We start from the raw sequence: 22,555 nt of genomic DNA on the forward strand, positions 1-22,555 counted from the left end.
TCCTTAGTCGGTGGAGGTCAGTCGGTCTTGACGGAGAAGCGGTGGGAGATGAACCGGGCGGCGAGGTTCAGTCCGGCGATGATGAGCACCAGGGTCAGTGCCGCGCCCCAGAGGCGGGCGAGCACCTGATCATTGGCCTGCAGTTTGTACATCTCCAACATGAACAGCGGCAGGGAGTTCTGGTTGCCCTCCATGACGTTCCAGTTGATCACCGGCGTCGCGCCCACGAGGATCAGGACCGGAGCGGATTCGCCCATGATGCGGGCCACGGCGAGCATGATGCCGGTGATGATGCCGGACAGGGCGGTGGGCAGCACGATCCTCACGATCGTCTTCCATTTCGGCACACCCAGGGCGTACGCGGCCTCGCGCAGGTCCATGGGCACGATGCGCAGCATCTCCTCGGTGTTGCGGACGATCACCGGGACCATCAGCAGCACCAGAGCCAGGGACACGGCGAATCCGGAGCGGGAGAACCCGAACAGGGCGATCCACAGCGCGTAGACGAACAGTGCGGCGACGATGGAGGGCACACCGGTGAGGATGTCGACCATGAAGGTCGTGACCCTGCCCAGCCACCCACCGCGGGAGTACTCCACGAGGTACACGGCGGTGAGCACACCCACCGGCACGGAGATGACGGTGGTGACCAGGGCCTGGGTCAGGGTGCCGATGATGGCGTGGCTGATGCCGCCACCGGCCTGGTTGGACAGCTGTCCGGCCATGTCGAAAGACCACCAGCCGACGTCGAGGACGGCCGGCAGCCCCTTGGCGACGAGGACGACGAGCACCCAGACCAACGGGATGAGGGCCACGCCCATCATCGAGTAGACGATGACGGTGGCGGCGCGGTCCTTGCGCTTGCGGGACGCCGCGATGTCGGTGAAGCCGCTGGGCGCCAGGTCGGCGTGCGGCGAGTTGCGGGATGCCGTTCCGAGGGACATGGCGTCCTACTTCCTGTTGTTGACGACCGTGCGGGCCGCCGCGTTGACGATGAAGGTCAGGGCGAAGAGGACCAGGCCTGCGGCGATGTAGGCGCCGGCCTTGGTGTCGTCGTTGAATTCCGGCGCGGCGTTGGCGATGGCGGTGGCGAAGGTCGTGCCTCCGTCGAACAACGACCATCGGAATCCCGGGGCGGACGCGATGACCATGTAGAGTGCCATCGTCTCGCCCAGGGCCCGGCCGAGGCCGAGCATCGCACCGGAGACGTAACCGGAGCGTCCGAAGGGCAAAACCGTCAGTCGGACGACCTCCCACCGAGTCGCGCCGAGGGCGAGTGCCGCCTCGATGTGCCCGCGGGGTGTCTGAATGAAGACCTCACGTGTGGTCGCAGCGATGATCGGCAGGATCATGATCGCCAGGACCACGCCACCGGTGAAGACATTCCGGCTGGTGGAGAAGGCCGGGGAGGTCTGCTGGTCCCACTGGAAGAGGAAGAAACCCCCGGCCCAGCCGTGGATCCACTCGAAGATGCCGCCGAGTGACGGGCCGAGCACCTGCATGCCCCAGATGCCGAAGACGATGGACGGCACAGCGGCGAGCAGGTCGACCATGAAACCGAGGGGACGGACCAGCCGCTTCGGGCAGTAGTTCGACAGGAAGATCGCGATACCCAGGGCCACCGGCATGGCGATCGCCAGGGCGAGGGCGGACACCAGGACAGTGGTGAAGAAGAGGTTCGGGATGCCGAACTCCATCCACCCGCCGTCGTTGGACGTGTAGTTGAGGTTCCAGGCGCCGGAATAGGTGAAGAAAGCGCCGATACCGTCGCGTTCCTTCGCCAGGGCGGGGACCGCCTGGACGATGAGGAAGATCGCGATGGCGGCGATGAAGACGGTGATCAGGACCGCGGAGCCCGTCGTGAGGCTCTCGAAGATCCGGTCACCGGCCCGTCGTGATCGCCTCGTGGCGAGTCCGGCGGTGCCGGGCCGGTCGGACGACTCGGGCGCGGCCTCGGCGGCGTCCCCGGTCGGGGGCCCGTCGTCGGTACCGGTGGCGTCGGTGGCGACGGTTCCGTCGACTACGACGTCCTCGGCGTCACGGCCGTCACGGCCGTCACGTTCAGTGCTGGACATGGAGGTTGCAGTCCTGTCGGTTACTCGGTGGTGCCGGCGGAGTCGGAGTCGGACCCGCCGATCGCGTCGACGGCGGTGACCAGCTTGTCGCGGAAGGTGCCGGACAGCGGCACGTAGCCGGCCTCCTCGAGAGCATCGTTCTGGTTGTCGAGGATGGTGTGGAGGAAGTCCTTCACCCGGGACGTGGTCTCGTCGTCGTAGCCGTCGGAGCAGACGATCTCGTAGGTGGTCAGGGCCAGCGGGTAGGCACCGGCCTCCTTGGAGGCGAACAGTGCCTCGGAGTCGACGATCAGGTCGTTGCCCTCACCGGTGAAGGAGACATCGGCCAGGGCCTTGTTGACGCTCTCCGTGTTCAGCTCGACCGGGCCGGCGCCGAAGTCGAGGGCCGCGATGCCCAGGCCCGCGGCGTCGGCGTAGCCGGACTCCACGTAGGTGACGGCGCCGTTGGTGGCCTTCACCTGGTCCGCGACACCGGAGGAGCCCTGGGCACCGGAACCGACCTTGGTCGGGAAGGTCTTGCCCTCGGTGTCCCAGTAGCCGTCGGTGGCGGTTTTGAGGAAGTCCTGGAAGTTGTCGGAGGTGCCGGACTCCTCCGCCCGGTACAGGACGCTGACCGGAAGGTCGGGCAGGTCGACGCCCTCGTTCTCTGCGGCGATAGCCGGGTCGTTCCAGTTGCTGATCTCACCCTTGAAGATCTTGGCGACGGTGTCGACAGAGAGGTTGAGCTCGTCGATGCCGTCGATGTGGAAGGCGACGGCGACCGGGCCAACGACGAGCGGAAGGTGCCAGGCGTCGTTCCCGCCGCAACGCTTCGCCGCATCGGCGACCTGGTCGTCCTTCAGCGGGGAGTCGGAGCCGCCGAAGTCGACCTGGCCGGCGATGAACTGCTTCTGACCGGCACCGGACCCGGTGGCGTTGTAGGACAGCGACGCCCCCGGGACGGCGGACTGGTAGGCCACACCGAACTGCTCCATGGCCTTCTGCTGGGAGCTGGCGCCTTCACCCTGGAGTTCACCGGTGGTGCCCGTGAGATCGAAGGTGGAGGTGGCGTCCGCACTGGAATCCCCGTTGCCGGAGTTGGAGCAGGAGGTGAGCAGGAGCGAGCCGGCGGCCACTGCGGCCAGGGCAGCGGTGTACTTCACGGTCTTCACGGAATGGTTCCTCTTTCAACGGTTCTCGACTCGTCGTCGTGACTGGTCGTCGTGATGGTCACCGTTGACCCTAACTGCCCGAGGTGGACGCCAACCACCACCCGGATGAACTCTCCGTGAACTGCTGTGGGGAGACCCCGCTACACCATGCCGCGGTAGACGACGTCCCGGTGGACGATCTCGAAACCCAGCCGCCGGTAGGTCGCGACGGCCGGGGTGTTGTCGCCCTCGACGTAGAGGTCGACGGCCTGTGCGCCTGCGTCGATGAGGTACCCGATGCCCAGCAGGGTGAACGGGCCACCGAGGCCCTGACCGCGGACGGCGTCGGCGAGACAGATCACGTAGACCTCGCCGTGGGTGTCGTCTGCCGGAAGTTTCGTCCAGTGCACCCCGGCACACTGCGGTCCCTGGTTGTCGTCGCGGCTCCACAGCATGAGGACACCGTGGGGATCGAACCAGTCGGTTTCCCGCGCCCGCCGCAGCCGGTCGACATCCCAACCGCCCTGTTCCGGGTGCCAGGCGAAAGCCTCGTTGTTGACGCGGAGCCACTCGGCGTCGACCAGGTCGGCCCCGAACTCCTCACAGGCCGCCGGGTAGTCGAGGAGTTCCAGTCCCGCGTCCGTCACGGCGGTCGGCGCGGCGGCGGCCCCTTCCACCAGCGGTGTGCGGGCCGGATCGTCGACACCGCAGTACACGGTCATCTTCAGCAGTTCGCGTACGGTGCGAGCGCCCCGGTCGGCGGCGAGCCCCCGGGCAGGGTCGAGGTTGCCGTGGGCCCAGATGCTGAACTGCGACTCTGGGTCCAGGCCCCTTCCCGCCTCACGCAGCAGGCCGGCGGCCGTGCCGCGTCGGCGGAAATCCGGGTGCACGGCGATCTCGGCGGTACCACCGGCATCGGTCACGTCGGGGACGTCCACGGCCAGGACCCCGATGACGCGCTCCGCGCCACTGCCGCTGTCGACGGCGAGGAGATGTCGGTGTCCGGTCCCCTCCTCGAGCGCCCGGACGAACTCCTCGGAGAGCGCAGGCACGCCGTCTGCCGCGGAGACCGCGTCGAGCAGCTCGGCGAGCTCCTCACGCCAGGTCCTCTGCTGTCCTGCGGGCCCGTCCTCGAGCCACCGGTAACTGTCCACCGCTATCTCCCGTCTGCGCTGATGTCCACGGCCTTGTACCCCACATTACGCACGGTGGCGATGACCTTCTCGTAGTCGTGACCGAGCTTGGCACGCAGCCGGCGGACATGCACGTCGACGGTACGGGTGCCGCCGAAGTAGTCGTAGCCCCAGACGTCCTGGAGCAGCTGTTCACGGCTGAAGACGCGGCCGGCATGCTTGACGAGGAAGTAGAGGAGCTCGAACTCCTTGTAGGTGAGGTCGAGGGGGCGTCCCTCCACGCGGGCGACGTAGGTGACCTCGTCGACGATGAGCCCGCCGATGGAGGCGACCTGACTGTCCTCGGCTTCTTCGACGGGGACGGGGCGACGCGTCATGAGCATCCGCAGCCGGGCATCCACCTCGGTGGGGGTGGCGCTGGGGAGGATGAAATCGTCCACCGCCCAGGACCCGTCGAGGGCGATGACGCTGGTCTCCTCGATCGCGACGGCCACCGGGAGGGTGGGGTACGCGGCGGCGACGGAGCGGCAGAGGTCGCGGATACCCAGCAGGTTCCGGCCGGTGACGTCGATGAGGACGATCTCCGCGTCCCCCACCTCGCGGACGGAGGCCGCGGACGAATCCAACAGCACGGTCTCATGGGACAGCAGAGCCAGTGAAGGCAGGACCTGCGCGATGTCGTCCTTCTCCGAGAGCACGGTCAGTTTCACGGCCGGCGTCCTTCCCACTTCACGTCGATTTCTCTGTGACCACCACGAGATTACACGGGTGGAAAGTGGCTCTCCCATCGAGAGGCGAGGCGAAAAACTCCGGAAACGTCCCCGTAACACTGCACTCGCGCCACCCGGTCCACCGGCACACCCGTCCACACCCGCCACTCCTCTATGCTGGACCGGTGACCGAGACCGTTGAGCCAGAGCAGGCCGAGCCCCGCCGCAGCCGGGACAGCGAGGGCGGCAAGGGAAGCACGGACAGCACGCGCCGCCCCCACCGCCCGGTGCGTGTCCTGGTGACCGTCGTCGTGGTGGTCCTGGCCCTGGCCGGGGTGGCCGTGGTCGGCGACAGTCTCTTCGCCGCGAAGGTGGAGCGCGAGATCTCGCAGCGCATCCTCCATGACTCAAAGCTCGCCTCTCCCCCGGCCGTGCAGATCGGCGGCATGCCGGTCAGTGCGTCCCTCTGGTCCCACGAGCTCACCTCGGTGTCGGTGGAGGCCCGTGATGTCGAGGTCCCCGGCTTCGCCCGGGTGTCGGTGACCTCCTCGGCCGAGAAGGTGACGCTGACCCGCGACGAGATCCTCTCCGGCGATTTCGAGGACGCCCCGGCCCGCAAGGTCTTCACCCGCCTCCAGCTCGACCCGGTGGCGCTCGGCGGTCTGATGACCGGCGGTGACAACGGTGAGGACGGCTTCTCCGACCTCAACGTCCAGGGCGTGGAGGACATCTCACCCTCCGGCGGCTGGGAGACCGAGGCCTATTTCACCGCCACGCCGGACAATGTGCCCGGCATCGACGGCCCGGTGGATGTCGGGATGCGGCTGCGTGTCTGGGAGGGTGATGTCCGTCTGCTGCCGACCGAGATCCGTTCGGTCGACGGAGACTCCTCCCGCGGCGACGGGAAGAAGAACGCCCTCGACGACGCCACCCGCGAGCGTGTGATGGAGGCCTTCACCCTGGAACTCCCCGGCGACAGTCTGCCGCTGGGGACGAAGCCGGGCCGGGTGTACGTCAACGGCGGCGCCCTGTACATCGAGTCGGAGCAGAACTACACCCGGGTCGGGATCTCCGATCTGGCACCGCGCTCGGCCCCGCTGGCCACAGACGAACAGGCCGGGCTCTAGGGACTGTTCCGGGAACTGCTCCAGGGTCTGTCTCCGGCTGCTCCGGGGACTTCCCGGGTCGCTGAGACCGTTCCGTATGCTGGACGCCATGAGTGACTCCCCCGAGACCCCCTCCATCGACGGCAACGAGGCTGTCGCCCGCGCCACCGAACAGGCGAAGAACACCGCGGACCGCAACATCCCCTCCCTCGGCGACCTCCCCGTCGCCGAGGACACGGCTAACCTGCGTCAGGGCCCGAGCCTGCACGACGGTCTGCTGGCCCTGCTCCCCCTCATCGGAGTCTGGCGGGGTGAGGGCAATGCCGCCCCCACCGACGGCTCCGACCCCTACGCCTTCGGCCAGCAGCTGGTCTTCGCGCACGACGGCGAGAACTACATCAGCTACTCCTCCCGCATCTGGCGGCTCGACGAGGAGGGCAATGCCGTCGGCCCGGACCGCCGCGAGACCGGTTTCCTGCGCATCGACCTCGAGGACAACATCGAGTTCGTCACCGCGCACAGCGACGGTGCGGTGGAGATCATGTACGGCAAGCCGCTCACCGAACGCGCCTGGCAGCTCGAGAGTGCGTCCACCATGGTCACCGAGACCGGACCGTCCACCCTGGGCCCGGGCAAGCGGCTCTACGGCCTGATGCCGAACAACAACCTCGGCTGGGTCGACGAGCGCATCGCCCGCGCCGAGGACGGCTCCGACGCTGAGGGTGGCCTGACCCCGTGGATGTCCGCCGAGCTCAGCCGCGTGATGGGCTAGCGTCCTTCGGCGGCGCGTGTGGCGAGGTCCTCGATCTCGTCGGCGCAGACCGGACGGCCCAGGGGGGTACCGTCCAGGGCCGTGACCCGGGCGTAACGGCGCACCGAGGACAGCAGCCAGACGCCGTCGGCGTCCCGCAGGTCATCGACGGTCAGCGGCGCCTCGGAGCAGGCCCAGCCGGCCTCTCCCGCAAGGCGGAACATCGCGGCCTGGGTGGTTCCCGGGAGGACGCCGACTTCGTGCAGCGGGGTGAGGATCTTCCGGACACCGTCGCGGTCCCGGGCCACGATGACGGTGGAGGTCGGGCCTTCGAGCACCCGTTCCCCGTCACCGATGAAGATGACATCGTCGAGGTCGTGGCTCTTCGCGTAACGCAGCGCCGCCATGTTCGCCGCATAGGAGAGGGTCTTCGCGCCGACGAGGGCCCAGGGGGCGGCGTCCTTCGTGATGTCGAGGCTGTACCCGCGCTGGGCGGTCATCACCCGCACTCCCTGTTCCCGGTCCCTGGCGACGGCCGGCGACTCGGGGGCGACGGTCACCCAGCCGGTCGGCTCACCGGTCGTCTCGCGGCCACGGGAGTACATCCACCGCAGCGATCCGTCGCCGCCGCCCGAGGCCACCCAGTGCTCCAGGGCGAGATCGGTGGCGGCGTGCCAGCGTCCGGTGTCCGGGGTGGGCAGGTCGAGCATCGCGGCACTGTTGATGAATCGTGCGGTGTGCCGGTCGAGGTTGCGCACCGCACCGTCACGGACCATGAGTGTCTCGAAGACGCCGTCACCGCGTACGGCGGCGAGGTCGTCGATGTAGAGGGCCGGCAGGGTCGGGTCGAGCAGCTCCGGGGCGGCGTCACCGGCCGGGTGGACGGCGACGGCGGCGCGGGAACCGAGGGGGGCGGAGGTGGTCGTGGGGACATCCATGGGGCCATCCTAGGACTGTGCCGTCGGCCGGACTTGCGGCGGGCACACCTGCAAGGGTCTACAGTGGATGACGTGAGTGCCTCGCAAGTTTCGCCGATCGTCGCCCATGTCGCGGCGGCAAGCACACAGGACGGCTCAGGGGTGGAGTCCGTCACCGCCCGCCACTACGGCGCCCCGCTGATCGAACAGACCCGGGTCGACGAAGGCTCCGCCGGTCTCACCGACGGCTGGGACCGGGTCGCACTGCTGGTCACCGGGGATGAGGCACGCAGCTGGCTCAACGGTTTCATCTCCCAGAAGGTGGACGCCGCAGAGCCCGGTACCGCCACTGACGGACTGCTGCTGGACGCGCAGGGACGGGTGGAGCAGGAGTTCGGGATCAGCATCGTGGATCTCGACGGCTCCCCCGCCGTGCTTCTGGATGTCGCCGCCGACCATGCCGATGCACTGGAGGACTTCCTGCGCAGGATGGTCTTCTGGGCGCAGGTGGAGATCAGCCGTCCCGGGCTGGCACGACTGTCCCTGCTGGGCCGGGAGGCCGACCCCGACTTCCCCGGACCCGGCCATGCCGGGACCACGACCCCACTGGCCCCGGCGGCCGATTTCTGGCGCACCCGGGTGACCTCCGGGGTGCCGGTCACTGACCTCTGGGTGCCGCTGTCGGATCTGCCGGCGGTCTGGGATGCCCTGGTCGAGGCCGGCGCGCGCCCGACCGGTAGTGCAGCCGTCGATGCCTGGCGGTTACGCGACCGTCTCCCGGTGCTGGGTGTGGACACCGATGAACGGCTCATCCCCCATGAGGTCCCCGCCTGGATCGGTGCGGGGATCGACGGGGCGACCCGCCTGGCCGACGCCGCCGAGGGTCCCACCGCCTCCGCGGTGCACCTCAACAAGGGCTGCTACCGCGGCCAGGAGACGGTCTCGCGGGTCCACAATCTGGGCCGACCACCCCGCCTGCTTGTCCTGCTCCAGCTCGACGGTTCCGCCGGTCGTCTGCCGGACATCGGCGCCGACGTGACCGCCGGCGGTCGCACCGTGGGCAGGATGGGCACCCCCGTCCAGGACGCGGACTACGGCCCCGTCGCCCTGGCCCTGGTGAAGCGGGCCGTCGTCGAGGCTGCGGCCGAGGGAACTGCCCCACCACTGCAGGTCGACGGGGTGGACGCGGCGATCGACCGGGATGACCTGCATGTCGACAGATCGGTCCGGCCCGGGCGGGCGGCGGTCAACAAGTTGAAGGGTCGGTGACTGCGCTCGGTGTTCCACTGCAGGTGACCGTGTGTCCAGGGGGTCGGTTCTGAAATTTCCGCCGACACCCGCTATTGTGGTGCCAGGAACAGATACAAGACACATGCGTAGGCGGTTGAATCCCTGGCCGCTGCGCGAGTACACCCGAGGGGGTAGGCCATGGGTCGCGGCCGCGCCAAGGCGAAGCAGACGAAAGTCGCCCGTCAGCTCAAGTACAACTCTCCCGAGATGGACCTGGACAGTCTCCAGCGTGAACTCTCGAATGAACACCCGCATGAGGCGGCGTCCGAAGAGGACTACGCCGAGTGGGAGGAGTGGGGCCCGGACGATTCCGGCCGGTGACGCCCTGACGTCATCCCCGGGGCCACTCAGCCTCTGATATCACCGTACGACCCCGCACGCCGCCTCGACCGGCCTGCGGGGTCGCGGCATATTCGGACCCCTTTTCCGCCGGGACCGCCCCGGGCCCGCCCTGTCCCCACGCGCCCCACCGTAGAACCCGGTGAAAAGCCGGGCCGGTTATGCGTCCCCGACACACCCGGATCGACCGATCCTGACCGACTTCTCACGCGGGTCCCGGCCGCTGCCCGCCCCGGTACAGAAGTAGCACCGGGAGGTCGTTCCGGAAACCCGGTAACATCCTCCCGGCGCTGCTGTCGAACGCGGAGCTAGCGGCGGTGCTCGCCGGTGAGCACGGCGCGCTCCGGCTCATCGTCCCTGGCGACGCGGACGCGACCGATGTTCCAGCACTCGATGTGGCGGGCGGTCAGCATCGCGAGGGCGCGCTCGGCGTCCTCCTCGGAGACGACGGCGACCATGCCGACACCCATGTTGAATGTCTTGTCCATCTCCTCCTGGGAGACCTTGCCGAGGCGGGCGATGGTGTGGAAGACCGGGTCCGGGGTCCAGGTGCCACGGTCCAGCTCGGCGGTGAAGCCCTCCGGGATCACGCGGGCCAGGTTGGCCGCCAGGCCGCCACCGGTCACGTGGGAATAGGTGTGCACATCGCACTCGGCGGCCAGTGCCAGGCAGTCCTTGGCGTAGATGCGGGTCGGCTCCAGCAGCTCCTCACCGAGGGTACGGCCGAAGTCGGCGACGTAGCCGTCGAGCGGCAGACCCGCCTGCTCCAGCAGGACGTGGCGGGCGAGACTGTAGCCGTTGGAGTGCAGACCGGAGCTGGCCATCGCAATGACGACGTCACCGCTGCGGACGCGGTCCGGGCCGAGCAGCTCATCCTCCTCGACCACGCCGACGGCGGTGGCGGAGATGTCGTACTCGCCGACCTGCATGAGGCCCGGGTGCTCGGCGGTCTCGCCACCGAGAAGGGCGCAGCCGGCGTCGATGCAGCCCGCGGCGATGCCCGAGACGATCGAGGCGACGTGCTCCGGAACGACCTTGCCGATGGCGATGTAGTCCTGGAGGAAGAGCGGCTCCGCCCCGCAGACGACGAGGTCGTCGACGACCATGGCGACAAGGTCGCGGCCGATGGTGTCGTGCTTGTCCATGGCCTGCGCGACGGCGACCTTGGTACCCACGCCGTCGGAACCCGCGGCGAGCAGGGGCTTGTCGTACTCCCCGAGGGCGAAGAGCCCGGCGAAGCCGCCGAGACCGCCCCGGACCTCGGGTCGGGTGGCCTTCTTCGCGAGCGGAGCGAAGAGCTCTACCGCGCGGTCACCGGCCTCGATGTCCACACCGGCGGCGGCGTAGCTCGCGCCCGTGGCGTCGGTGTTGTCGGGGAGGGATGAATCGTTCGTCTCAGTCACGGCCCCATCCTATCTGTTCACCGGCGCAGATCCACCACCGGGAGCCAGTGTGCGACATCTGCGGCGTGCGCCCCCGACACCTCGGCCCCGGCGGACACCGCGTCGTCGAGAGTGTCGACCCCGGTCGCCAGACGCAGCCAGGTCCGCGGACTGCACTGCACGACGTTCGGCGGCGTCCCCCGTCGGTGCACGGAACCGGCGACGCACTGCACCGCCGCGAACGGAGGAACGCGCACCTCCACGCTGTGCCCCGGGGCGTCCTCCCCGAGCAGTGCGGTGCTGAGCCGGCAGGCCCGGGCGACGGCGGTCCGGGAGGGACGCTCCCCGTCCCCGTCGACCCAGTCCCGCACCGCAAGCAGTGCCGCTCTGACCTCAGCCGGCTCTGTCTTCTCCACCCGTGTCCCCTGTTCTGTGTTTGTCGGTGCATGTGGTTCGCCTGTTGAACACCACGTCGAGTGTGCCCCGTCACTACACGTGACACCCGGAGACACATAGTATGGCAGGAATGAAGACGCGTGATGGACGTATGGAGAGCATGGAAGGCATGAACCGGTGACGGAAACTGTGAACGGTGTAGAACGGTCCCCTTCCCCCGACGTGACGCTGCGGTTCATGGCAGCGCCGACGGACGTGCTCATGCAGGGTGCGAACGGCGTCCACGGTGGTCGCGTCCTCGAATGGATCGACAAGGGAGCCTACGCCTGCGCCGTGGGCTGGTCCGGGGCCTACTGCGTGACCGCCTACGTCGGCCACATCCACTTCACCCGGCCGATCCCCTCGGGGCACGTCGTCGAGGTCCGGTCACGGATCGCCTACACGGGCCGGTCGTCGATGCACGTCGTCAACGAGGTGCTGTCGGCGGATCCGCGTGAACTGGTCTTCACCCGCGCCTGTGACTGCCTCGTCATCTTCGTGGCGATGGACGAGAACCGGAAGTCGACCCCGGTGCCCCACTTCGAGCCGCGCAACGACGAGGAACGTCGGGTGGCGGACGCCGCGCTGTCCCGCGTCCGGCTGCGCAAAGCCATCGAGGAGGAGATGCTCAAGCAGAGCTACACCGCATCGGGCACCGGGCCGAGTATGGTGCACCGGTTCATGGCGAAGCCCACGGACGTGAACTGGGGCGGCAACGTCCACGGTGGAACCGCGATGGAGTGGATCGACGAGGCGGCGACGGCCTGCACGATGGCCTGGTCCGGGGAGCAGACCGTGGCGGTCTACGCCGGCGGCATCCGTTTCTACCGCCCGGTCCACATCGGCGACCTGGTGGAGGTCGAGGCACGGCTGATCCGTACCGACACCCGCTCCATGGCCGTCACGGTGCACCTGCGAGCCGGTGATCCCCGTGAGGGCACCGGAAACCTGCCGGTGGCGATCCACGCCTCGATGACCTATGTCGGCGTGGACATCGACGGAAACCCGCTGAACGCCCGGAAGTTCACCCCGGAGTCCCCGGAGGACCGGCGCCTCGAGCAGCATGCCGTCACTCTCCGCGAGCTCCGCAGCCAGTACTCCCCGGAGCCACTGTTCCGCCCGCTGCGCGAGGAGCCGCAGTACCCGGTGAACTAGGCTGGTGTTCTAGGCGGAGGTCCTGACGCGGGCCACGCTGAAGGTGTGGGTCTTCCTGAGACTGTTGTTCTCGTAGACCTCCATCTCGTCACCGTCGATGACGAACTTCGCCGGGTTCGCGGGGATCTCGAAGTGGCCGGCGGCGATGTCGGCGGAACTCATGTCCACGTCCCGCTCCAGGCCCTGTCCACCGGCGTGACCGCGGTAGTAGAGACCGAGCGAGGAACCGTCCCGGGCCGTCGCCCGGCAGATGACGACCTTGGTGGAGTCGTTGCCGCCGGCGTAGACCCAGGTGTCGCTGCCGTTGCAGGTGGCGTTGGAGTAGCCGGTCCACCCACTGTCGGTGAGCCCCGAGGGCAGGGAACCGCTGCCCGAACTGCCGGAGCTGCTGCCACCGTTGCCGTTGCTGCTGCCGTCGCTTCCGCTGTCCGGTGCGGCGGCTGTCGGCTCCGGCTGCGCAGGTTCGGGGGCAGGGGCCGCGGTCACCGTCTCGGTGACCGTCGGTGCCCCGCTGAACTGCGGAGTCGTGGGGGAGGCGTTGTCGTCGTTGTCATCGCCGCCACTGGTGAAGAGCCAGATGAGCACGCCGATGAGCAGGGCGACAGCGAGGACGGCGGCGATGATCGCGATGACCAGGCCGCCGTTCCCTCCCCCGGATCGCTGCGGACCGGTGGAACCCTGCGGGGTGGCGGGCACCCATTGCCGGGTCTCGCCGCTGTCCGCTCTGGCCCACGGGTTCTCTGGCACGGGTGTCTCCTCATTCCACGCTGACTTTCACTCCCCATAAACTAACAAAGTTCTCACCCTGATCCGGTCATCGGAGGTGGTGCGGGGGATCAGGCGTCCCACCCGTAGCCGGAGTCCGTCACCGCTCCCGTGGCCACGAACCCTGCGACCCGGTAGTCGCCCCCGTCGTCGATGAAGACCACGAACCCGAGAGCCCGGTCGCTGCGGTCAAGGACGGGGACCATCAGAGAGGAGCCCATCTCCCCGGTCCCGAAGTTCTGCTCACTGGACAGGGAGTCGAGGGCGTCCTGCATGGAAATCCCCGAGGCTATGGCCTCGTAGGCGACGACCGAACTGAACTCGGTGGCGGGGCCGGTGGCCAGACCCGTACCCCCGAAGAGGTCCTCCATTCCCGTGAAGTCCCGCAGGCTGCCGCTGGCGCCGAGTTCCTCGATGAGCTCGTTGCGGACCCGTCGGTCGAAGTGGTCCTCCGCCCAGTCGAGCGCCGCGTCCCTGCTGTCCAGCACGATGAACTCCTGCGTCAGCGACTCGGCCTCTTCGCGGTCGCCGGTGGAGATGGCCTGTCCGGAGTCCCCGTCGTCGCCCGCGAACAGGGCCACTGCCCCGGCACCGAGCCCGAGACCGACCAGCAGGGCGACGACCGGCACGAGGATCCGCAGGGCGCCGCTTCCTCCCGAGGAACCCGGGGAACCCGAGGACCCGCCACCGGGGGCGGACGCCGCGAGCTGTCGCAGGGTGTCGGTGGTGACCGGTGGGCCGGCGGGGTTGTCGAGCATCCGGTCGTAGGTGGTGCGGCGACCGGGGTCCCCGAGGATCGCCCGGGCACAGTGCAGTTCGTCGAGAGCCGAGGGGTTCCCGGTCTGTGCCCAGGCGATGCGCCGGTCCAGTTCGGCGGCGAGGGCGTCCGGTGGGGCCCACCGGTCCAGACCGAGTGAGGAGTAGAGGTCGTAGTGGCCCATGGCGCGCGCTCCTTTGAATCCGTGGTGTTTTCGACAGGAGAACACCGTGTCCCCCGCGACGATAGCCGACGCGGCGGACACGGAGCAGTGCCGCGGGGAAGTATCCCCGTCAGCGGGTCTAGTCGATCACGGAGTTCGCTCCGACGGCGTGGCTGAACAGGCCCGGCAGGGTGCCCTCCCACGCGGCCTTCACCTCGGCGACCGGCAGGGTGAAGGACGCACCCTCAGAGGTCACCTCGATGACCTGGCCCTCGACGTCAGCGGCGTCGCCGGAGACAACGGCCTTACCGAGGGTGACCACGGGCACACCGTTGGCGGCGAAGACTGACTCCGCCTCCCCCGCCTTGTCGGCGGCGACGGCGACGAGGACGCGGGACGCGGTCTCGGAGAACAGTGCGGTGAAGGTGTCCGCCACGGCATCACCGGTGGCGGCAGCGAGCGCAGCCGTCGGGTCGACGGACACGGCGGCGCCGGCCTGGACAGCGAACTCGACAAGTGCCTGGGACAGGCCACCCTCGGAGAGGTCGTGGGCGGAGGCGACGGTACCGCGCAGTGCGGACAGTGCCGCGCCCAGCTTCTGTTCGTCAGCGAGGTCGACCTGCGGCGGCACACCGGCCAGCGTTGCATGGACGACCTGCTGCCAGATCGACCCACCGAGCTCGTCGGCGGTGGCCTTGCCGGCCAGCAGCAGGGTGTACTCCCCTGCCGGTGCCTGGGCCGGGATGCGGGTGGCGACGTCATCGATGGTGCCGAGCACGGCGATGACCGGGGTCGGCAGGATCGGTTCGGAACCGGTCTGGTTGTAGAAGGAGACGTTGCCGCCGGTGACCGGGATGCCGAGCTCAGCGGCACCGTCAGCCAGACCGTGGACGGCCTCGCGGAACTGCCACATCACGCCGGCGTCCTCCGGGGAGCCGAAGTTCAGGCAGTTGGACAGGGCGACCGGGGTCGCACCGGTGACGGAGACGTTGCGGAACGCCTCGGCCAGCGCCAGGCGGGCGCCGGTGTTCGGATCCAGCTTCGTGTACCGGCCGGAGGCGTCGGTGGCCACGGCGATGCCTCGTCCGGTCTTTTCGTCAATACGCAGGACGCCACCGTCGGCATCCTTCGCCAGGACAGTATTACCACGGACGTAGCGGTCGTACTGCTCGGTGATGTACGCGCGGGAACAGAGTGCGGGGGACGCTGCGAGATCGAGCACGGTCTGACGCAGCTCGTCGGCGGAGGCCGGGCGGGCAAGGTCAGGGGTCTCGTTCAGGGCATCCTGGGTATCCGGCTTCGCGTAGGGACGCTCGTAGACCGGACCCTCATCCGCCATGGAGGACGCGTCTGCGTCGACGACGATCTCGCCCTGGTGCTCGATCACGAGATGGTCGCCGTCGGTGACCTCGCCGAGGTCGGAGGCGATGACCTCCCACTTCGCACAGATCTCCATGAAGGCGTCGACGTGCTCGGGCGCGACGACAGCCATCATGCGCTCCTGGGACTCCGAGGAGAGGATGTCCGCGGCCGACATGTTCTCGGCACGCAGGTGCACGTTGTCGAGGTTGATGTGCATGCCGCCGTCACCGGCGGCGGCAAGCTCGGAGGTGGCGCAGGACAGACCGGCACCGCCGAGGTCCTGGATACCGACGACGACGCCGGCGTTGTACAGGTCGAGGCAGCACTCGATGAGCACCTTCTCGGCGAAGGGGTCGCCGACCTGGACAGCGGGGAGCTTGCGCTCGGCGCCTTCCTCGAAGGTGTCGGAGGCGAGCACGGACACGCCGCCGATACCGTCGAGGCCGGTGCGGGAGCCGAAGAGGATGACACGGTTGCCGACGCCGGAGGCGAAGGCGAGCTTCAGGTCATCGCTCTTGAGAGTACCGACGCACAGGGCGTTGACCAGCGGGTTACCGGCGTAGGAGGGGTCAAAGACGGTCTCACCGCCGAGGTTCGGCAGGCCGAGGCAGTTGCCGTAGCCACCGACACCGGCGACGACACCCGGCAGGACGCGCTGGGTGTCCGGGGCGTCCGCAGCACCGAAGCGCAGCTGGTCCATGACGGCGACCGGGCGGGCACCCATGGCCATGATGTCGCGGACGATGCCGCCGACACCGGTGGCCGCACCCTGGTAGGGCTCGACGTAGGACGGGTGGTTGTGGGACTCCACCTTGAAGGTGACGGCGTTGCCGTCCCCGATGTCGATGACGCCGGCGTTCTCGCCGATGCCGGCGAGCATCTTGGACTGCATCTCCTCGGTGGTGGTCTCACCGAAGTAGCGCAGGTGGGTCTTGGAGGACTTGTAGGAGCAGTGCTCAGACCACATCACGGAGTACATGGCGAGCTCCGCGGCGGTGGGGCGGCGTCCGAGGATATGCCGGATGCGGCCGTACTCGTCCTCCTTGAGGCCGAGTTCAGCCCAGGGCTGCTCAAGATCCGGGGTGGCTACGGCGTTGGCGACGGTGTCGTTGTGGACGGTCATTGTTCTCCCTTGCGAAGACGCGGCGGATCAGGCGGCGACGGAGCCGACGGCGGACAGGAACAGCTGCAGGCCGTCGAGCGACGGGCCGGTGAGAGTCTCCACGGCGTGCTCGGGGTGCGGCATGAGGCCGACGACGCGACCGTCGGCGGAGCCGACACCGGCGATACCGTTGACCGAACCGTTGACGTTGTCGGTGTAGCGGAAGACCACGCGGCCCTCGGCCTCCAGCTCGGTGACGGTCTCGGCGGACGCCTGGAAGCGTCCCTCACCGTGCTTCGACGGGATGAGGATCTTCTGGCCCTCGTCGAAACCGGTGGTCCAGGCGGTGGAGTTGTTGGCGACCTCGAGCCAGGCGTCCGTGCAGTGGAAGTGCAGACCCTGGTTGCGGGTCAGGGCACCGGGGAGCAGGCCGGCCTCGGTGAGGATCTGGAAGCCGTTGCAGATGCCCAGAACGGGCATGCCGGCGTTCGCACGCTCGATGACGGAGCGCATGACGGGCGCCTGGGCGGCGATGGCGCCGGAACGCAGGTAGTCACCGTAGGAGAAGCCGCCGGGGACGACGACCGCGTCGACGTCCTTGAGGTCGGCGTCCGCATGCCAGAGGCTCACGGCCTCGGCACCGGCGATGGTCACGGCGCGGGCTGCGTCGACGTCGTCCAGGGTGCCGGGGAAGGTGATGACACCGATACGGGCTGCCATTACTTGTTCTCCCCGGCGAGCTCGGCGGTGACGACCTCGTAGTCCTCGATGACGGTGTTCGCCAGCAGCGTGGCGGCGATCCGGTCGAGGTCCCCGGCGGTCACGGTGCCGTCGACCTCGAGCTCGAAGCGCTTGCCCTGGCGGACGTCAGCGACACCGCTGACGCCGATGCGTCCCAGGGCTCGGACGACGGCCTGGCCCTGGGGGTCCAGGATCTCCGCCTTCGGCATGACATTGACAACGACTCGGGCCACGGTGATTCTCTCCATAAAGTCAGCGGTTGCTGGTCGGGGTTGCTGAACAGGCACAACCTTACCGGTTGACCCGGACAGAGCGAACCGGGACCGTCCCCTGCTCCCGCGGGGTCACGGGACGGCGGGGGCGGCCCCGGCTCAGCGGGTCATCCTGCAGGTCATCCTGCGGGTCAGGTCAGGGCTTCCAGATCTCGGTCTGGGGCTCCTGGACCGCCGGCTGTGGGTTGGCGCCGACGAAGGCCTCGACCGGCGTCTGCTCCGCGACCTCACCCGAGGTGTACTCCACCTTGCGGTCGAGGACATCGTGGGCACGCTGGATGTCGATGGACTTCGTCCACTTGCCGACGAGGAAGGTGGCGACAGCGTTACCGGTGAAGTTGGTCAGCGAACGGGCCTCGGACATGAACTTGTCGATGCCGAGGATCGTGTCCACGCCGGAGAGCATCTGCGGCTCGTGTGCCTGCAGACCCGCGGCCAGGGTCGCGATACCTGCACCGGAGACACCTGCAGCACCCTTGGAGGCGATGATCATGATGACCATGAGGCTGACCTGCTCGCCGATACTCATGGGCATGTCCATCGCCTCGGCGATGAAGATCGAGGACATGGTCAGGTAGATCGCGGTGCCGTCAAGGTTGAAGGAGTAGCCGGTCGGCACGACGATACCGACGGTGGACTTGTCCACCCCGGCGAATCCCATCTTGTCGATGAGCTGCGGCAGCGCGGACTCCGAGGACGAAGTACCGAAGATGAGCAGGTACTCGCTGCCGAGGTAGCGCAGCAGCTTGAAGATGCTGAGGCCGGTCACGGTCTTGAGCATCGTGCCCAGCACAATCGTGATGAAGAGGATGCAGGTGATCCAGAACGCGAGCATGAGTTTCATCAGGCTCCAGACGGCGTCCATACCGGTCTCGCCGACGACACCGGCCATCGCACCGAAGGCACCGACCGGAGCGACCCACAGCACCATGGCCATCACCTTGAAGACGACCTGCTGACCGAGCTCGACGGCGTAGAGCACCGGACCGGCGACCTTGTTCGGCATGGCCTGGACCGCGAAACCGACGAGCAGAGCGACGAACAGGGCCTGCAGGATCTCACCGGAGGTCAGGGAGGAGACCATGGTGTCCGGGATGATCTCCTCGATGATCCCCTGGACACCGTCACTCTTCTGCTCGCCCGCGGGGTACTTGTCGGAGCCTCCCGGGTTGATGCTCAGACCGTTGCCCGGGTCAAGGAGATTGCCCACGACCAGGCCGATGGCCAGGGCGAAGGTCGACATGATGATGAAATAGACCAGGGCCATGCCGCCGGCCTTACCCACTGTCGCCGCTTCACGGACGTGGCCGACGCCGACGACGATGGTGCAGAAGATGATCGGCGCGATCATCATCTTGATCAGGTTCACGAACATCGTTCCGAGGAACTTGACGTTCGATGCCACGCCCGGGGCGACGAGGCCCAGGATGACGCCCGCGACAATCGCGATGATGACGGTGATGTAGAGCCACTGGCTCTTGTTGATCTTCTTCTTCGGCTTCACTGCCGCCGAAGACTCTTGACTGCTCATAGTCGCAAGAATCTACCCCCGACCGACCCCCGCTCCAAAAGGTTTTTCAGCGATTCCGTACCGCTCCCCCCGCCGTTCATGTATGGGGACGATCACACCAGTTCACGTGAACTTTATTCACTCACACTGTTGTCCCAGTATACGGTTACAAAGTGGTCAGACCGTGGGACCCGGTGTCCGCCAGACAGGCACCGGGGGTGATTCAGGCAGCTCCTCAGAGACGTTCGGTGGCACCCATCAGGTCCAGTTCCCAGGCGATCTCGAAAGAGGTCTGGTGCCACTTGGCGTAGCGTCCGGACACTCCCCCGTGCCCGGAGGACATGTCCGTCTTCAGCAGGATCTCCCCGGACTCCGGCGCGGCGGTCTCCCGCAGCTTCGCCACCCACTTGCTCGGCTCCACGTAGAGCACGCGGGTGTCGTTGAAGCCGCTCACCGCGAGGATCGACGGGTACTTCTGAGTCGTCACGTTCTCGTAGGGCGCATAGGTCGCCATGTAGTCGTAGACCCCGGCATCGTGGAACGGATCGCCCCACTCCTCCCACTCGGTGACAGTCAGCGGCAGCTCCGGCATGAGCATTGAGGTCAGCGGATCCACGAAAGGCACCACAGCCTCGATACCGACGAACCGGTCCGGGGCCATGTTCGCCACCGCACCCATGAGCAGGCCGCCGGCGGACCCGCCTTCGGCCACCATCCGCTCCGGAGTAGTCATCCCGGCGGCGATGAGGTTGTCGGCGACGTCGATGAAGTCGGTGAAGGTCGTCTTCTTCTGCAACTCCTTGCCCTGCTCGTACCAGATGCGACCCATCTCGCCGCCACCACGGACGTGCGCGACGGCGTAGACCACACCGCGGTCCAGCATCGACAGCCGGAACACCGAGAAGTACGGGTCCATGCACGCCTCATAGGAGCCGTAGCCGTAGAGCAGCACCGGGTTGACCCGGTCCAGCGGCACATCGGTGCGGTGGATCAGCGAGACCGGGATGTCCGCACCGTCGGTCGCCCTCACCCACCGGCGGGACGCCGTGTACTGCGACAGGTCCACGTCACCGAGGACCTCCTGCTGCTTGCGCAGCGTCCGCCCACCGGACGCCAGGTCGATCTCCCACACCTGCCCCGGGGTGACGTAGCTGGTGTAGCTGACCCGCAGCACCGGGGACTCCCACTCCGCGTTCCCGGTGCTGCCGGCGGAGTACAGCTCCTCGTCGAAGGCGACGGGCTCAAAGGTGCCCCAACCCGTGGCGTCCTCGTCGTCGCTACCGCCGAGCATCATCAGCGAGAGCTTCTCGATGGCGTTGTCGCGGGTGGAGAGCACGATGTGGTCGGCGAAAACGTCGACACCCTCGACCCGACGGTCGTCGCGGTGCTCCACCATGACCGTCAACGCGTCCAGGTCATCGATCGGGCCGACCGGGCAGCGTCCCAGCTCGCCGTTGGGACGCTTGTCGAGGGAGTCATGGAGCACCAGCCAGTGGTCCTCGCCGCCGACGACCGCATGGTCGACGTCGTACTGCACGCCCTGTTCCCGCGGTCGGATGCAGGACAGCTCACCGTCGGCATTCTCCCCGTCGGTACCGAGGTCCAGGTACCAGGATTCACTGGTGGTCTTCGAGGCCGCAGAGACCAGCAGGAACCGCTCGGAACGGGTCACCCCGACCCCCACCCAGTAGTGCTCGTCCTCCTCACGGAAGATGCAGACGTCCTCACTGACCGGGCTACCGACATGGTGGCGCCACACCTCGTGAGGACGCCAGGCCTCATCCACCCGCTGGTAGAAGAGATAGTCGTCGCCGACCCAGGTCGCACCGTAGGCGACGCCGGGGATCTCGTCGGCCAGCAGTTCCCCCGTGCTGAGATCCTTGATCCGCAGATCGAAGCGCTCATCACCGGCCAGGTCCACGGAGTACGCGAGGTAGCGGCCGTCGACTGTCACGCTCGCCGCGCCCAGGCTGAAGAACTCATGACCCTCGGCGAGCTCATTGCTGTCGAGGATGACCTCCTCGTTCGGTGCCGGTTCCCCCGGCACGATCTCCGGTGGGGTCCACGGGGCGGCGTCATTGACGGGGATGCGGCTGGAGATGCCGTAGCTCTTGCCCTCCTCGGTGCGCGAGAAGTACCAGTAGCGTCCGGCGCGGACCGGCAGGGACATGTCGGTCTCGCGGACACGCTCCTTCACCTCGCCGAAGATGGCGTCCTCCAGCGGTTTGAGGTGCGAAGTGCGGGAGTCGGTGAAGGCGTTCTCCGCCTCCAGGTACTCCCGGACCGCCGGGTTGTCCTTCTCCCGGAGCCATTCGTAGTCATCCCGGAACTCACGGCCGTGGAAGGTGCGGATGTGCGGGATCTTCGCGGCGACCGGAGGAAGAGCCGCCACGGTCGCGGGCATAGGAGTGTCTGAATCCATGACGCCCGATCGTAGCCGCGACGTGTGGTGCGGGCCGCGGCGGGCTCAGTACCCCGCGCAGGTGCCGATCCAGTCGGCGAAGCGGTTCCCCGAGATCCGCTCGTAGGCCTCGATGTAGCGCTCGCGGGTGGCTTCGACGACCGAGCCGGGCAGCTCCGGCGGCGGGGTCTGGGACTTGATGTCCCAGCCGGACTTCGGCCCGGTCAGCCAGTTGCGCACATACTGCTTGTCGAAGCTGGGCTGGACCTTGCCCTCCTCGTAGGTGTCCGCGGGCCAGTAGCGGGAGGAGTCCGGGGTGAGGACCTCGTCGCCGAGGACCAGGTTGCCCTCGGCGTCCAGACCGAACTCGAACTTCGTGTCGGCGAGGATGATGCCGTGCTCGGCGGCGACGGCCGCAGCCTGGCTGTAGATCCTGATGGACGCCGCGCGCAGTTCCTCGGCGCGCTCCTGACCCAGGTCGGCGACGACCCGGTCAAAGGAGACGTTCTCGTCATGGTCACCGATCTCGGCCTTCGTCGCCGGGGTGAAGATCGGCTCCGGCAGCCTGGAGGCCTCGGTGAGCCCCTCGGGCAGCTCGACACCGCAGACGGTGCCGTTCTCCCGGTACTCCTTGAGCCCGGAACCGGTCAGGTAGCCGCGGACGACGCACTCGAAGGGGAGCATCTCCAGCTTGCGGCAGACCATCGCCCGGCCGAGGACCTTCTCCGGGATCCGCTCGTCATCGGCGGAACCCGCGAGGTGGTTCGGGAAGTCCAGGGCCGCGAAGAAGAAATCGCTCATCGCGGTGAGGACGCGTCCCTTGTCAGGGATGTCCGTGTCCAGGACGAAATCGTAGGCGGAGATCCGGTCGGTGGCCACCATGAGGAGGGTGGCGTCGTCGATCTCGTAGATCTCGCGCACCTTACCTGCGGAAAAGTGCGTGTACTCGGACAAGTCAGGTCGCATGGGGGCAAAGTCTAGCCCGCCGCGCAGCCGATCTCCACGCGACCACCCCACAGCCGGGCGACAGACCCCACACCGCCGACGCCGGGGGTTCTT

The 22,555-nt window shown here is 67.9% G+C and carries 21 protein-coding genes; 5 read left to right on the top strand and 16 right to left on the bottom strand.

Features of this window, described 5'->3' with window-relative positions:
• Nucleotides 1-17: 17 nt before the first annotated feature.
• The 5 genes from pstA to Q0A27_RS13195 form a co-directional block, all read right to left on the bottom strand.
• Nucleotides 18-944: a phosphate ABC transporter permease PstA gene (gene pstA, locus Q0A27_RS13175; RefSeq protein WP_291476156.1), complete on the bottom strand. Its 927-nt coding sequence runs from the start codon at nucleotides 942-944 to the stop codon at nucleotides 18-20.
• A gap of 6 nt (nucleotides 945-950) precedes the next feature.
• Nucleotides 951-2,075 carry a phosphate ABC transporter permease subunit PstC gene (pstC, locus tag Q0A27_RS13180; protein WP_291476157.1) on the bottom strand — a complete coding sequence of 375 codons (1,125 nt, stop codon included), beginning with the start codon at nucleotides 2,073-2,075 and terminating at the stop codon, nucleotides 951-953.
• Between the two features lie 20 nt (nucleotides 2,076-2,095).
• The gene (gene pstS, locus Q0A27_RS13185; protein WP_291476158.1) at nucleotides 2,096-3,226 is read right to left on the bottom strand and encodes a phosphate ABC transporter substrate-binding protein PstS; all 1,131 of its coding nucleotides are present in this window, start codon (nucleotides 3,224-3,226) and stop codon (nucleotides 2,096-2,098) included.
• Nucleotides 3,227-3,366: 140 nt separating this feature from the next.
• Nucleotides 3,367-4,359, bottom strand: a complete 993-nt coding sequence (gene mshD, locus Q0A27_RS13190; RefSeq protein WP_291476159.1) for a mycothiol synthase — start codon at nucleotides 4,357-4,359, stop codon at nucleotides 3,367-3,369.
• Nucleotides 4,360-4,361: 2 nt separating this feature from the next.
• Nucleotides 4,362-5,048 carry a response regulator transcription factor gene (locus Q0A27_RS13195; protein ID WP_291476160.1) on the bottom strand — a complete coding sequence of 229 codons (687 nt, stop codon included), beginning with the start codon at nucleotides 5,046-5,048 and terminating at the stop codon, nucleotides 4,362-4,364.
• Between the two features lie 185 nt (nucleotides 5,049-5,233).
• Here Q0A27_RS13195 and Q0A27_RS13200 point away from each other — a divergent pair, with 185 nt between their 5' ends.
• Both Q0A27_RS13200 and Q0A27_RS13205 read left to right on the top strand, forming a co-directional pair.
• Nucleotides 5,234-6,175, top strand: coding sequence for a DUF2993 domain-containing protein (locus Q0A27_RS13200; protein ID WP_291476161.1), 942 nt, complete (start codon nucleotides 5,234-5,236; stop codon nucleotides 6,173-6,175).
• A gap of 88 nt (nucleotides 6,176-6,263) precedes the next feature.
• Nucleotides 6,264-6,926 (top strand): FABP family protein, encoded by a 663-nt coding sequence (locus Q0A27_RS13205; RefSeq protein WP_291476162.1) that lies wholly within the window; start codon nucleotides 6,264-6,266, stop codon nucleotides 6,924-6,926.
• On the opposite strand, the gene Q0A27_RS13210 is transcribed toward Q0A27_RS13205, so the two are convergent.
• Complete coding sequence (locus Q0A27_RS13210; RefSeq protein ID WP_291476163.1) at nucleotides 6,923-7,843, bottom strand: aminodeoxychorismate lyase; 921 nt, start codon at nucleotides 7,841-7,843, stop codon at nucleotides 6,923-6,925. The two genes, Q0A27_RS13205 and Q0A27_RS13210, sit on opposite strands and share 4 nt — an antisense overlap.
• A 72-nt stretch (nucleotides 7,844-7,915) precedes the next feature.
• Here Q0A27_RS13210 and Q0A27_RS13215 point away from each other — a divergent pair, with 72 nt between their 5' ends.
• Entirely contained in the window at nucleotides 7,916-9,091 is a 1,176-nt protein-coding gene (locus tag Q0A27_RS13215) for a folate-binding protein YgfZ (protein ID WP_367273329.1), read from the top strand.
• Between the two features lie 159 nt (nucleotides 9,092-9,250).
• A complete protein-coding gene (locus Q0A27_RS13220; protein ID WP_014009112.1) occupies nucleotides 9,251-9,433 on the top strand; it encodes a DUF3073 domain-containing protein in 183 nt (60 codons plus the stop codon).
• A gap of 326 nt (nucleotides 9,434-9,759) precedes the next feature.
• Here the strand turns inward: Q0A27_RS13220 and purM are convergent, their stop codons facing one another.
• Entirely contained in the window at nucleotides 9,760-10,854 is a 1,095-nt protein-coding gene (gene purM / locus Q0A27_RS13225) for a phosphoribosylformylglycinamidine cyclo-ligase (protein WP_291476166.1), read from the bottom strand.
• A 17-nt stretch (nucleotides 10,855-10,871) separates the two neighbouring features.
• Nucleotides 10,872-11,249, bottom strand: coding sequence for a sterol carrier family protein (locus Q0A27_RS13230; RefSeq protein ID WP_291476167.1), 378 nt, complete (start codon nucleotides 11,247-11,249; stop codon nucleotides 10,872-10,874).
• Between the two features lie 217 nt (nucleotides 11,250-11,466).
• On the opposite strand from Q0A27_RS13230, the gene Q0A27_RS13235 reads away from it, so the two are divergent.
• Nucleotides 11,467-12,423: a hotdog domain-containing protein gene (locus Q0A27_RS13235; protein WP_291476168.1), complete on the top strand. Its 957-nt coding sequence runs from the start codon at nucleotides 11,467-11,469 to the stop codon at nucleotides 12,421-12,423.
• A gap of 9 nt (nucleotides 12,424-12,432) precedes the next feature.
• Here Q0A27_RS13235 and Q0A27_RS13240 read toward each other — a convergent pair whose 3' ends face one another.
• From Q0A27_RS13240 to Q0A27_RS13275, 8 genes are all read right to left on the bottom strand, one after another.
• Nucleotides 12,433-13,170 carry a hypothetical protein gene (locus tag Q0A27_RS13240; protein ID WP_291476169.1) on the bottom strand — a complete coding sequence of 246 codons (738 nt, stop codon included), beginning with the start codon at nucleotides 13,168-13,170 and terminating at the stop codon, nucleotides 12,433-12,435.
• Between the two features lie 89 nt (nucleotides 13,171-13,259).
• On the bottom strand, nucleotides 13,260-14,129 hold the full coding sequence (locus Q0A27_RS13245) for a hypothetical protein (protein WP_291476170.1): 870 nt from the start codon (nucleotides 14,127-14,129) through the stop codon (nucleotides 13,260-13,262).
• Nucleotides 14,130-14,247: 118 nt separating this feature from the next.
• On the bottom strand, nucleotides 14,248-16,593 hold the full coding sequence (gene purL, locus Q0A27_RS13250) for a phosphoribosylformylglycinamidine synthase subunit PurL (RefSeq protein ID WP_291476171.1): 2,346 nt from the start codon (nucleotides 16,591-16,593) through the stop codon (nucleotides 14,248-14,250).
• Between the two features lie 27 nt (nucleotides 16,594-16,620).
• Nucleotides 16,621-17,292 (bottom strand): phosphoribosylformylglycinamidine synthase subunit PurQ, encoded by a 672-nt coding sequence (gene purQ / locus Q0A27_RS13255; protein ID WP_291476172.1) that lies wholly within the window; start codon nucleotides 17,290-17,292, stop codon nucleotides 16,621-16,623.
• Nucleotides 17,292-17,546 carry a phosphoribosylformylglycinamidine synthase subunit PurS gene (gene purS / locus Q0A27_RS13260; protein ID WP_291476173.1) on the bottom strand — a complete coding sequence of 85 codons (255 nt, stop codon included), beginning with the start codon at nucleotides 17,544-17,546 and terminating at the stop codon, nucleotides 17,292-17,294. The genes purQ and purS overlap by 1 nt, the downstream gene beginning before the upstream one ends.
• Before the next feature lie 175 nt (nucleotides 17,547-17,721).
• Nucleotides 17,722-19,116, bottom strand: coding sequence for a cation:dicarboxylase symporter family transporter (locus Q0A27_RS13265; RefSeq protein WP_291476174.1), 1,395 nt, complete (start codon nucleotides 19,114-19,116; stop codon nucleotides 17,722-17,724).
• A 214-nt stretch (nucleotides 19,117-19,330) separates the two neighbouring features.
• On the bottom strand, nucleotides 19,331-21,517 hold the full coding sequence (locus Q0A27_RS13270; protein ID WP_291476175.1) for a S9 family peptidase: 2,187 nt from the start codon (nucleotides 21,515-21,517) through the stop codon (nucleotides 19,331-19,333).
• 45 nt (nucleotides 21,518-21,562) lie between these two features.
• The gene (locus Q0A27_RS13275) at nucleotides 21,563-22,462 is read right to left on the bottom strand and encodes a phosphoribosylaminoimidazolesuccinocarboxamide synthase (RefSeq protein WP_291476176.1); all 900 of its coding nucleotides are present in this window, start codon (nucleotides 22,460-22,462) and stop codon (nucleotides 21,563-21,565) included.
• Between the last annotated feature and the right edge of the window lie 93 nt (nucleotides 22,463-22,555).

The organism is Corynebacterium sp. (assembly GCF_022712275.1).
Classification (GTDB): domain Bacteria; phylum Actinomycetota; class Actinomycetes; order Mycobacteriales; family Mycobacteriaceae; genus Corynebacterium.

Bases quoted from the DNA above. Each gene is read 5' to 3' on its own strand.
- pstA (WP_291476156.1), bottom strand. From the start codon at position 944: ATGTCCCTCGGAACGGCATCCCGCAACTCGCCGCACGCCGACCTGGCG.
- pstC (WP_291476157.1), bottom strand. From the start codon at position 2,075: ATGTCCAGCACTGAACGTGACGGCCGTGACGGCCGTGACGCCGAGGAC.
- Q0A27_RS13205 (WP_291476162.1), top strand. From the start codon at position 6,264: ATGAGTGACTCCCCCGAGACCCCCTCCATCGACGGCAACGAGGCTGTC.
- Q0A27_RS13210 (WP_291476163.1), bottom strand. From the start codon at position 7,843: ATGGATGTCCCCACGACCACCTCCGCCCCCCTCGGTTCCCGCGCCGCC.
- Q0A27_RS13220 (WP_014009112.1), top strand. From the start codon at position 9,251: ATGGGTCGCGGCCGCGCCAAGGCGAAGCAGACGAAAGTCGCCCGTCAG.
- Q0A27_RS13235 (WP_291476168.1), top strand. From the start codon at position 11,467: ATGGCAGCGCCGACGGACGTGCTCATGCAGGGTGCGAACGGCGTCCAC.
- Q0A27_RS13245 (WP_291476170.1), bottom strand. From the start codon at position 14,129: ATGGGCCACTACGACCTCTACTCCTCACTCGGTCTGGACCGGTGGGCC.
- purL (WP_291476171.1), bottom strand. From the start codon at position 16,593: ATGACCGTCCACAACGACACCGTCGCCAACGCCGTAGCCACCCCGGAT.
- purQ (WP_291476172.1), bottom strand. From the start codon at position 17,292: ATGGCAGCCCGTATCGGTGTCATCACCTTCCCCGGCACCCTGGACGAC.
- Q0A27_RS13265 (WP_291476174.1), bottom strand. From the start codon at position 19,116: ATGAGCAGTCAAGAGTCTTCGGCGGCAGTGAAGCCGAAGAAGAAGATC.
- Q0A27_RS13270 (WP_291476175.1), bottom strand. From the start codon at position 21,517: ATGGATTCAGACACTCCTATGCCCGCGACCGTGGCGGCTCTTCCTCCG.
- Q0A27_RS13275 (WP_291476176.1), bottom strand. From the start codon at position 22,462: ATGCGACCTGACTTGTCCGAGTACACGCACTTTTCCGCAGGTAAGGTG.